Genomic DNA, 10943 nt, shown 5'->3' on the forward strand with positions numbered 1-10943 from the left:
GGAGGGGAATTCAGCCGCCGGCAAGATTCGTATCTGGGAGGATATTTATGGATCGTCGTTCGTTTATCAAAAAAGGCGCCGTTTCCGGTGCCGGGGCTGCGGCTGCAACCGTGCTGGCAGCACCTGCCATCGCGCAACAGAATACCAAAATCACATGGCGTCTGACATCGTCATTTCCGAAATCGCTGGATACGATTTTCGGCGGTGCGCAGGACATAGCCAATCACGTTTCTGCCGCGACAGATGGCAATTTCAACATTCAGATTTTCGCCGCGGGTGAAATCGTGCCGGGCCTTCAGGCGGCGGATGCGGTGTCGTCAGGCACTGTCGAAATGTGCCACACCTGCTCCTATTATTATGTCGGCAAAGACCCGACCTTTGCGATTGGCACGGCCATTCCGTTCGGTCTCAATGCGCGCCTGACCAACTCATGGTTCTACGAGGGCAATGGCAACAAGCTGCTGAACGAGTTCTATGCCAAGCATAATCTCTACGGCATGATTTCCGGCAATACCGGCGTGCAGATGGGCGGCTGGTTCCGCAAAGAGATCAACACCGTCGATGACTTCAAGGGCGTGAAGATGCGCATTGCCGGTCTCGCTGGCAAGGTCGTCGAAAAGCTCGGCGTCGTACCGCAGCAGATTGCCGGTGGCGATATTTATCCGGCGCTGGAAAAAGGCACCATCGATGCGGCGGAGTGGGTTGGCCCCTACGACGACCACAAGCTGGGCTTCCAGAAGGTGGCCAAGTTCTACTACTACCCGGCCTTCTGGGAGGGCGGCCCGGTCATCCACTCCTTCGTCAATCTGGACAAGTGGAACAACCTGCCGAAGCAATATCAAGCCGTGCTGCAAGATGCCTGCGCCTTCGCCAACACCAATATGATGGCGAAATACGATGCCAAGAACCCGACCGCGATCAAGCAGATCGTCGCCGAAGGAGCAACGTTGCGGCCTTTCAGCCAGGATATTCTGGATGCATGCTACAAGGCTGCACTGGAAGTCTACGCCGAGATTTCGGCCACCAACCCGGATTTCAAAAAGGTCTATGACGATCAGGTCGCGTTCAAGCGCGAGGGGTATCTGTGGATGCAGCTTGCGGAATACACCTTCGATACGTTCATGATGATCCAGCAGCGTAACGGCAAGCTCTGATCGTCATCTTAGGTGAATGGTGACAGCGGAACCCGGATCGAAAGGTCCGGGTTTTGTGCGTCTTATGGTTGAAATCCACTCGACAAAACGAGCGATCATTTTATGATGGGAAAGTTCAGAGCAGAAGCAGCTCGCGTCCTACCAGCAGGACGTATTGGCGGAGATGGGCCCCGTCGACCGTGGTAACGGCCTTGCTCTCGAATCGTGGAGGTAATGTGATGTGGAAACCACTGAGCATTACGTTTTTGATTAGGAAAAGCCGGACAGGCTGGTCAATAGCTGTCCGGCTAACATTTCTGAGCAAGTAGTAAACGGAAGGCAGAGTTCCCGCTCTGCTTTCCACTTCACCAATATAATCCGTTTCTACACACGTAACAAGTGTTTCCCTTATGGGCCGATCTTCGGTGGCTCGTTCAGGTTTGGCATGCCGGGCAGTCCGTTTCCGCCCGGCTGGGCCGGGGCGCCGTCCATGGGTGGCAGGCCGAAATTCGGCATTGTGTTGCCACCGCCGTTGCCGAAGGCGGGGACTTCGATCTTGATGGTGTTGAGATCGACCTGCGGTGTCTTGTCCAGCCAGTAGGTGACGGATTCCGGCCAGAAGATGACGATGGCGACGAGGATGAGCTGCATGCCGAGCCACGGAATCGCGCCCATGTAGATGTCCGACGTTTTGACAGATCTGGGCGCGATGGAGCGCAGGTAGAACAGCGCAAAGCCGAAGGGCGGATGCATGAAGCTTGTCTGCATGTTGATGCAGATCAGCACGCCAAACCAGATGAGATCGATGCCGAGGGACTGGGCAATCGGCGCCAGCATCGGGATGACGATGAAGGCGATCTCGAAGAAATCGAGGAAGAAGGCCAGGAAGAATATGAAGATGTTGACGAAGATGAGGAAGCCAATGGGGCCGCCGGGGATGCCGGACAGCATATGTTCGATCCAAAGCGAGCCATCCATGCCCTGAAAGACGAGGCTGAAGCATGTCGCGCCGACGAGGATGAAGACCACCATTGACGTGATGTGCATGGTGGAATGCATGCCCTGCTTGACCAGATCCCATGTCAGGCGGCGGTGAGCGGCGGCCAGCGCCATGGCACCGATGACGCCGAGCGCACCGGCTTCCGTGGGCGTTGCAAGGCCCATGAAGATGGTGCCGAGCACGAGGAAGATCAGCACGATGGATGGCACCATGCCAGCCAGTACCTTGAAGACCAGAGCGCGGTTGAGTTCTCCACGCGCTTCCGGGGGAAGGGCAGGCAAATCCTTCGGTCGGACTATCGACATGAAGAGAATGAACAGCATGAAGATCACGACCTGCAGGATCGACGGGCCGATGGCGCCGAGATACATATCGCCCACGGATTTGCCGAGCTGATCGGCCAGAACGATCAGCACCAGCGATGGCGGAATGACCTGCGTGATGGTGCCCGATGCGGCGATGACGCCAGTGGCAAGGCGCGGATTGTAGCCATATTTCAGCATGATGGGCAGCGAGATGACGCCCATGGTGATGACCGAAGCCGCAACCGTACCGGTGATGGCGCCGAGGATCGCGCCCACGAGAATGACAGCATAGGCAAGGCCACCGGGAATGGCGCCAAATAGCTTGCCTGTGCCTTCCAGCAAATCTTCCGCAAGCCCGCATCGTTCAAGGATTGCGCCCATGAAGGTGAAGAAGGGGATAGCCAGCAGCAGATCATTGGAGATGATGCCGAAAATGCGCAGAGGCAGAGCCTGCAGGAAGGCGGGCGAAAAATGCTCTGTGAAAATGCCGATGACGCCGAACAGAAGCCCGACGGAGGCAAGGGAGAAAGCCACGGGGAAACCGTAAAGCATGAAGATGATCATGCCCAGGAACATCAGCGGCGGCAGAATACCGTATTCGAACATGGAAATATCCTTAGCGATCAGCGCCTGATTTACTGGAGCGGTTTTTCGTATTTGGTGTCGAGCTGGTAGAGCCCGTTCAGCGCACCGATGCGCTTCACCAGTTCGGATATTCCCTGAAGAACGAGCAGGGCAAAGCCGGCGAAGATGATGAATTTCACCGGCCAGCGGATGAGCCCGCCGGCATTCGAGGAAATCTCATTCTGCGCCAGCGACAGAGTAAACATGGGCCAGCTGAGCCAAGCCAGAACGAAACAGGCGGGAAGTAGGAAGAGGGTGATTCCGATGATATCGACCCAGAGCCGCGTGCGCGCCGAAATCGCGCCGTAGATAATATCGACGCGGACATGCTCGTTCATGCGCAGTGTGTAGGATGCGCCGACCAGAACGATGAAGGCGAACATGTACCACTGGATTTCAAGCCAGCCATTGGAACTATAATTGAAAACATAACGCACGATGGCGTTGCCTGCGCTGACGAGGCAGCAGATCAGGACCAGATAACCGGCGAATTTGCCCATGGCCTCACTGAACCAGTCAATAAGGGCGCTTAATTTTAGAAGAGCCTGCATTCTTTTCCCCTCCTCGTTCCCTTTGCGGGTTTTGTGTGGGAGGCATAGTACCGATGGCCCGCATATAACTATGCTGACGCTTGCTCGATCAAAGCTTCGGACTTCCTCCACACTATTTCGTGTATGAGGTGCTTCTTTGAAATGCAACTGCTCTACTGCAATGCAGGGTGTAAACAGGGTGTTTGTGAAGAATTGCGCGCGCCGATGTTGCTTGGCTGCACAGTTTTGACGTGGGTGTTCGACGCGGTTTTATCAGAAGAGATTGTTGCAGACCGCGTCGCGCGGCAGCTTCGTCCGTTGCGCTTTTCGATGATTCCATGTTAGGTCTTGCCGCGGAGTGTTCCGCATTATCATGTTGCGTGAGGGACGCCGCCATAGGTGGCTGGAGTAACGGGCAGGGTTGCGGTTCTTTTAAGGGGAAATGGCATGAGTGAACACCATACGGGTCCAGTCGAAATCGGTGCGCCGATGAATTATTCCGAGCATGAAAAGACCTATGACGGCTTTCTGACCGCTGCCAAATACGGCACCATGATGGTTTGCGTGCTGTTGCTGGCCATGGTCGTCGGATTTTTCACCACAGGCGGTTTCTTCGGCGGTCTGCTGGTGTTCCTGATACTCACGGTTGCCGGTTTCGTTCTGCTGCGCTGATGCGCAGCATTCATCTTTTCGAGCCACTACCGACAATGGAGCGCGCCCACCGGGCGCGCATTCTAATGTCTGTCTGAGATATCCGCGAGTATCAGATTGCGAGCCCGCCAGCGATATCCACAACACCACCGGTCATATATCCTGAATTTGGTCCAGCCAGGAAGCTGACGAAGGCAGACACTTCTTCGAGTGTCGCGATCCGGCGGATCGGGTGCATGTCGAGAAACGCATCCGGTGCCACTTTACTTCCCAATGCTTCAACCATCATGTCTGTGGGCATCGCGCCCGGCTGAACCACGTTGACCGTGATGTTGCGTGCGCCGAGATCGCGGGCAACGCCTCTTGCATAGCCATTGATAGCGGCTTTGGTGCCCGCATAGTCGGCGACGCCTGGTATGAGTGCATGGGTGCCATTCAGCGAGCCGATGAAGATGATGCGCCCGCCATCGGAAAGAACAGGGGCTGCTGCACGCGTGGTTGCTATGGCGCCCATGACGTTGATCTGCCACTGGCGGTCAAGCGCGGCTGTATCCAGATCAGGATCATCAACCGTCTGGCCCTTTGCCACAACTGCCGCATTGTTGATGAGGATATCGAGCTTGCCGAAATGTTCGATCACCTTCTTGACCATCGGCTTTGCGGTTGCCATCTCGGCCTGATCGCTTTGGATGGCGATGGCGCGAACGCCCTTCGATTTCAGCTTTTCAACGACGGCTTCGGCCTTTTCGGCAGAGGCAACATAGGTAATCGCGATATCCGCGCCTTGATCTGCCAGCGTTTCCGCAATGTTCGCGCCTAGCCCGCGCGATCCACCGGTAATGAGCGCGACCTTACCCTGCAATGTTTTCGACATGTCTTTTCCTGTCTGGAAATTTGCCCACCCGGTCATTCAGATGAAGGCGTAATTATCGTAACAATCGTTACAATAACGAACGTTATTGAATGTAGACATTCCCTGTCAAGCGGTTTAATAATGCTCGTTATGAAAAGCATGGAGAATGCGGATGGGCCGTCATCGCGAGTTTGATGTGGAAAAAGCGCTGGATGGCGTCCTGTGCGTGTTCTGGCGCAAGGGTTTCGAAGGCGCGTCCTACACGGACCTGACCGACGCGGCGGGTGTCGAGCGGCCTGCACTCTATTCCGCTTTCGGTAACAAGGAGGCCATGTTCCGCAGGGCGCTGGATCGCTACTATGCGCGTTATATGGACTATATTCCAAAGGCTCTGGAACTACCGACAGCCCGCGAGGCCGCCTCACATTTCCTGAAAGAAACGGTGGATTTGAACACACGGTTTCCGACGCATTCCGGCTGCCTCGGCATTAATGGCATGCTCGCGGGCTCAGACGATGCGGAGCCCGTTCGACAGGCCCTGATCGAGTTTCGAGCTGAAGGCCAACGGCAGTTTCGCGAGAGGTTCGAACGCGCAAAGCGGGAAGGGGACTTGCCGGAGACGGCAAATCCCGACGCATTGGCAGCCTTTATCCTGACTGTTGCGCAAGGCGTGGCGGTGCAAGCCAAGGCGGGAACGAGCCGAGACGTTTTGCATGAAGTCGTCGGTCAGGCCCTATCGACGTTTCCCTGAGCTGCGTCATGAGCGCCTGCCTAACGCATTTCACTCAGCAGGAGTGCACAATGAAAAAAGCCGGAAGCGATGCTCCCGGCTTTTTTGAAAGAATGTGCGTGCCGCTTAAGATGCGCCAGCGCCACGGGTGCGGGCGAGGCCGTCCACGGCGGGTTTGTACTTAGGGTCGAGGCGGGCGGCGTGGCCGTAGGATTTGGCGGCCTTGTCTTTTTCACCGCGGCGCTCATAGACCAGCGCCTGGTTTGCCCAGGATTCAGCCAGATCGCCGTTGAGGGCAATCGCGTGGTTGAAGTCTGCGAAGGCATTTTCGTCGTCGTTGAGGGCGACGTAGGAGATGCCGCGACCATTATAGGGCTCAGGCGAATTCGGCGACAGCGAGATGGCTTTCGAGAAGTCTTCGATGGCCTGTGCATGCTGGTTGCGCAGCTGGTAGATCAGGCCGCGATTGTGCCAGGCGCGCCCGTCGGTCGTGTCCAGATTGATGGCGGCGGAGAAGTCGTTGAAGGCTTCGTTGACGCGGCCCGTCTGGCGATAAAGATTGCCGCGACCGATGAGTGCCACATCATAGCTTGGGTTGATCTGCAGCGCGCTGTTGTAATCCTGCAAAGCCAGTTGCTGCTGTCCGCTGTTGCGGTACACGAGAGCGCGGTTGGCATAGGCCTGATAGAAGCGCGGATTGAGCTGAAGTGCGCGCTCGAAATCTGCGATGGCGCGCTTGGAATCACCGGCGCGACCGTAGGCAGAACCACGAACGTTGTAGCCTTCAGGGTCTTGCGGATTGGCGTTGATGACCGAGGTCAGCGACGTGATGTTTTCCGTCGAGCCCTGGGCGCGGTCGAGCTGGAAGACGTCATTCGTTTGGGTGGTGGTGGCGCAGCCGGATAGAGCCGCAAGCACACCGCAGACGATCAGTGAGGAACGAAACCGCATTTTATCTCTCTGGGATACACCGCTTGAAAACGGATTTCTGGAATCACGGGTATCAACAGCGTTCATGCGATATGGGTTCCCTCTAACAGGCCGGTTCCACGGTCATAAACTCAAAGAGCGGCGGCGAAAAATTCGCCCCCGCCCCATAAGCATTCAAAAACGTCGAAAAGACGACCTATCAGCGTGCCGGAGCGCGCGGGCCAGCAATCAGACCTTCGCGCTGCATGCGCTTGCGTGCCAGCTTGCGAACGCGGCGAACGGCTTCAGCCTTTTCGCGAGCGCGCTTCTGGGAAGGCTTCTCGTAGTAATCGCGCATCTTCATTTCGCGGAAAATGCCTTCGCGCTGCATCTTTTTCTTGAGAGCGCGAAGCGCCTGATCAACGTTGTTGTCGCGGACTAGTACCTGCACGTGAATCCCGTTCCTTTGGTTGGTTATTTTGCCGTGTGAATAATGGCATTCGCAAGCAAACAAAAAATCGTTCGGTTGGCCGTATGGCCGCGCGATTGGTGACGTGCAATATCAGATCATTTTTGCGAAGTCCAGCCGTTAACGCCAACGCGCAAGGGAAAATGCACGTTTACGACCGATTATTGTGCTTTAAGACGAGCCAGTCCCTGCTGGCTGGTGGGGGTGTCGGGTTCTTTTGCGAGAACCGCACGATAGTCGGCGATAGCTTTGTCTCGTTGCCCGGTTGCCTCCAGAATATGGCCTCGTGTGTCCAGTGCTGCCACATAGTCTGGGGCTATCAGGAGAGATTTTTCGACGTCAGCAAGGGCTTCCTGGTGACGCCCTAGATTGTAGTAGGACCAAGCCCGACCGTTCCATGCCGGTGCCTGGTTAACGCCGCCATCTATAGCAGCGCTATAGTCCTCAATAGCCTTCTGATACAGGTCCATCCTTGAGAAAGCGAATGCTCTGAAAAGATGAGTGAGGGGACTTTCGGGTTCTAGGGCTAATGCCTGATCGTAGTCGGAAATTGCGCCTTCGTAGTCTGCGCGCGAAGCTAGGAGCGATCCTCGCGCGAGGTGAACGCTGGCAACGCTGCCGTCCAGTTCGATGGAGTGATTGTAGTCTGCCAACGCCTCGTCGGTTTTGCCCAGTGCTTGGAATGCGGTCGCTCGCATGTGGAATTCTTCTGCATTCGCTGGTTCAAGTTCGATGATATCACGATAGCCGTTTTCCGCTGAAGCTGTGTCGTTGAGGCGCTGCTGGGCGTCTGCCCTGTAATATCTGATGGGAATGTTGGCCGCGTCTTTTTCTACGAGGATGTCATATACTTTTATCGCCTCGTTGAAGCGCGACAGCATAAAAAGGCTGGATGCCTTGAAATAAAGCGTTTCAAAAGAGGGGTCGATGTCAGCCGCTGTGTTTAAATCCTGCAAGGCTGCTTCCCAATCTTGGCGGGAATAGCTCTGGTTGGCCCGTACCAAAAGAGAAGCCCCATCCTTTGGAGATTGCCGAATTTTCTCATCCAGTTCCGCAGCCCGTCTTGCCGTCAGGCGGGCGTCATAGGCCGGGCGATTTTCTGCCGCGAGGTAGGTTGCCCATGTGCCTTGCGAAAGATTGACGGCAAGAAACGCGCCGACGAGCGCCATGCAGGCCAGTGCAGCCTTCGAGCGGAAAAACGGGGTCGTCTCGCCTTTTGCCGGACCGAGGACCAACCCGGCAGCAAGGCCGCCTATCAACCCGCCAAGATGTCCGGCATTGCTGATGTTTTCAGAAAGCGTGACGCCGAATGCGAAGTTCGCTAAGACCCAGAGCAATTCCGCCTTGACCGGTGCCCAGCGTGCAGGATCGTCGCTGCGGATACCGTAAGCGACCATTGCTCCGTACAGGCCCAAAACACCGCCGGATGCACCCAGAGAATACATCTCGCCAGTTGCCGCCGACAGCAGCGCGCCTGCGATGCCTGCGATGCCTGCGGCTGTATAGATGACGAAGGTTTTCGACTTGCCATATTGCTGGCTGACGACAGGAAAGAACGCAAAAAGGCACAGCGCGTTGAGCACTATGTGCAGGATATCGAGATGCAGATAGGTCGACGTTATCAGCGACCAGATATTCAACTGATGCAAGGGCAGGCTGCCGCCCATGCCCATATCGATCAGCGTTTCCTGAGAGGGCTCGAACAGGAACCTCACCCACGGCTCGCCAGCGGGTGCCGCGACCATGCTCAAGCCTGCCGACAGGAGATAGATGGCGGCGCATGCGCCGACCACAGACCATGCAAGTTCATCAGTGGGCTTTCGAAACAGGCGCATGATAATCTCAACTCTGGCAAGAATTTCTGATGTTGATATACCGATAGTGAAAGTTTTTGGTCCCGACAATATGTGAGGCGGGTCAGCCGGAAAAAGGCGTTTCGGGCAGTCCTTTTTCGCGCGTTTATGGCAATGTCGATACTTTATGTCGCCGCGTCGCAAAACGGACATTACTGTCGTTCTTCATTTGCGATGTGTAAGGTTCTGCCGGAACGGTCCCGCCGGTTTTCAAGGAGTGGTTCGCGAATGCGCAAATTTTCGGTTTTTGCCGTGGCTCGCGAGGCCTTGCGGGCGCATAAGGGATGGGAGGCGCAGTGGGCCTCTCCCGAACCGCGCAAGGAATACGATGTCATCATCATCGGTGGTGGCGGGCATGGGCTGGGCGCGGCTTATTACCTTGCCAAGGAACATGGCATTACCAACGTGGCGGTGCTGGAAAAAGGCTGGATCGGCGGCGGCAATACTGGGCGCAACACCACCATCATCCGCTCCAACTATCTCTATGAAGAGAGCATGGACATTTACGAGCACTCCCTGAAGCTGTGGGAAGGCTTGAGCCAGGACCTCAATTACAACACCATGTATTCCGCGCGCGGCGTAATGATGCTGTCGCACAATGTGCATGACCAGCAAAGCTTCAAGCGCCATATCAATGCCAACCGCCTCTATGGCATCGATAATGAATGGCTGACGCCGGAACAGGCCAAGGCCTATTGCCCGCCGCTCGATATTTCCGCCAATGCCCGCTACGCCATCAACGGCGCTGCACTTCAGCGTCGTGGCGGCACGGCGCGGCATGATGCGGTGGCCTGGGGTTATGCCCGTGGCGCATCGGATCGCGGTGTTCATATCATCCAGAATTGCGAAGTGACTGCCATCAGGCGCGGACCGGATGGTGCGGTGACGGGTGTCGAGACGAACAGGGGCTTTATCGGCGCCAAGAAGATCGGCGTTTCGGCGGCGGGGCATTCCTCCGTCATTATGAACATGGCCGATGTGCGCGTGCCGCTGGCTTCCAACCCGTTGCAGGCGCTGGTTTCCGAGCCTTTGAAGCCGATTTTCCCCTGTGTGGTCATGTCCAACACGGTGCACGCCTATATCTCGCAATCCGACAAGGGCGAGCTTGTGATTGGCGCTGGCACGGACCAGTACAATTCCTATTCGCAGACCGGCGGTTTGCAGATCATCACCCACACGCTGGATGCGATCTGCGAGCTGTTCCCGATTTTCCGCCGCGTGAAGATGATGCGCCAATGGGGCGGCATTACCGACAACACGCCGGATCGTTCCGCTATTCAGAGCGTGACGCCGGTGCCGAACCTGTTCGTGAATTGCGGCTGGGGCACGGGCGGGTTCAAGGCGACGCCGGGGTCTGCGCATCTGTTTGCGCATCTGATCGCTCGGGGTGAGCCTCATAAGCTGGCGGAAGGTTTGACGCTGGAACGGTTCCGTTCTGGACGGCTGATCGATGAGGCGGCGGCTGCGGCGGTGGCGCATTGATGGTGCCGAGCGCACTTCTGGCGGCTGCCGTGGCAACCGCACCAGTACAGGTCAACAAGCTTGTGCCGGAAGTAGAAGATTTCCGCATGCAGACGATCCGCAAGGCGCAGGGCGAGACCGGCTGGCCGTTCGCGGCGAATAAGGGAATTCTGCTCTGCGCGCCCATTATCGGCGACAAGGCGGTCTATTTCGTCGCGGAAAAAGAGGATGGCGGGCAGGAAGAGCCGGTCATTCTCAACATCAACCCGATGATGATGGCGATCATCAACCTCGGCAAGACCAAGGTTTTTCGCGCTTTTACCAGCGTCGATGAACTGATGAACAGGCTTTACCCCTATATCACCATGGGGAAGCGCCTGTGTGACCAACCCGCCGGAACCATCGTTCCGGAAAGCTCTCTTTGA

Annotated in this window: 11 protein-coding genes; 5 read left to right on the forward strand and 6 right to left on the reverse strand. The window is 56.5% G+C overall.

Annotation, left to right across the window (positions count from 1 at the left end; translation table 11 throughout):
• Positions 1-47 precede the first annotated feature (47 nt).
• Complete coding sequence (locus AC27VJ_RS13560) at positions 48-1154, forward strand: TRAP transporter substrate-binding protein (RefSeq protein ID WP_113089357.1); 1107 nt, start codon at positions 48-50, stop codon at positions 1152-1154.
• Between the two features lie 387 nt (positions 1155-1541).
• Here AC27VJ_RS13560 and AC27VJ_RS13565 read toward each other — a convergent pair whose 3' ends face one another.
• Complete coding sequence (locus tag AC27VJ_RS13565) at positions 1542-3044, reverse strand: TRAP transporter large permease (protein WP_488684482.1); 1503 nt, start codon at positions 3042-3044, stop codon at positions 1542-1544.
• Between the two features lie 29 nt (positions 3045-3073).
• Positions 3074-3613 (reverse strand): TRAP transporter small permease subunit, encoded by a 540-nt coding sequence (locus tag AC27VJ_RS13570; protein WP_113089359.1) that lies wholly within the window; start codon positions 3611-3613, stop codon positions 3074-3076.
• Positions 3614-4039: 426 nt separating this feature from the next.
• Between AC27VJ_RS13570 and AC27VJ_RS13575 the strand changes: the two genes are divergently transcribed.
• Positions 4040-4264, forward strand: coding sequence for an aa3-type cytochrome c oxidase subunit IV (locus AC27VJ_RS13575; RefSeq protein WP_113089360.1), 225 nt, complete (start codon positions 4040-4042; stop codon positions 4262-4264).
• A 91-nt stretch (positions 4265-4355) separates the two neighbouring features.
• On the opposite strand, the gene AC27VJ_RS13580 is transcribed toward AC27VJ_RS13575, so the two are convergent.
• Positions 4356-5117 (reverse strand): SDR family NAD(P)-dependent oxidoreductase, encoded by a 762-nt coding sequence (locus AC27VJ_RS13580; protein WP_488684483.1) that lies wholly within the window; start codon positions 5115-5117, stop codon positions 4356-4358.
• 151 nt (positions 5118-5268) lie between these two features.
• On the opposite strand from AC27VJ_RS13580, the gene AC27VJ_RS13585 reads away from it, so the two are divergent.
• Complete coding sequence (locus AC27VJ_RS13585) at positions 5269-5847, forward strand: TetR/AcrR family transcriptional regulator (RefSeq protein WP_488684484.1); 579 nt, start codon at positions 5269-5271, stop codon at positions 5845-5847.
• Between the two features lie 105 nt (positions 5848-5952).
• Here the strand turns inward: AC27VJ_RS13585 and AC27VJ_RS13590 are convergent, their stop codons facing one another.
• The 3 genes from AC27VJ_RS13590 to AC27VJ_RS13600 form a co-directional block, all read right to left on the reverse strand.
• Complete coding sequence (locus AC27VJ_RS13590; RefSeq protein WP_353577816.1) at positions 5953-6777, reverse strand: tetratricopeptide repeat protein; 825 nt, start codon at positions 6775-6777, stop codon at positions 5953-5955.
• Positions 6778-6955: 178 nt separating this feature from the next.
• Entirely contained in the window at positions 6956-7186 is a 231-nt protein-coding gene (rpsU, locus tag AC27VJ_RS13595; protein WP_045228355.1) for a 30S ribosomal protein S21, read from the reverse strand.
• A gap of 179 nt (positions 7187-7365) precedes the next feature.
• On the reverse strand, positions 7366-9210 hold the full coding sequence (locus AC27VJ_RS13600) for a rhomboid family intramembrane serine protease (protein WP_488684485.1): 1845 nt from the start codon (positions 9208-9210) through the stop codon (positions 7366-7368).
• Positions 9211-9285: 75 nt separating this feature from the next.
• On the opposite strand from AC27VJ_RS13600, the gene AC27VJ_RS13605 reads away from it, so the two are divergent.
• Positions 9286-10539, forward strand: coding sequence for a sarcosine oxidase subunit beta family protein (locus AC27VJ_RS13605; RefSeq protein ID WP_062452148.1), 1254 nt, complete (start codon positions 9286-9288; stop codon positions 10537-10539).
• Entirely contained in the window at positions 10539-10943 is a 405-nt protein-coding gene (locus AC27VJ_RS13610; RefSeq protein WP_488684487.1) for a hypothetical protein, read from the forward strand. The genes AC27VJ_RS13605 and AC27VJ_RS13610 overlap by 1 nt, the downstream gene beginning before the upstream one ends.

The organism is Agrobacterium sp. 20P9.1.2 (assembly GCF_057799395.1).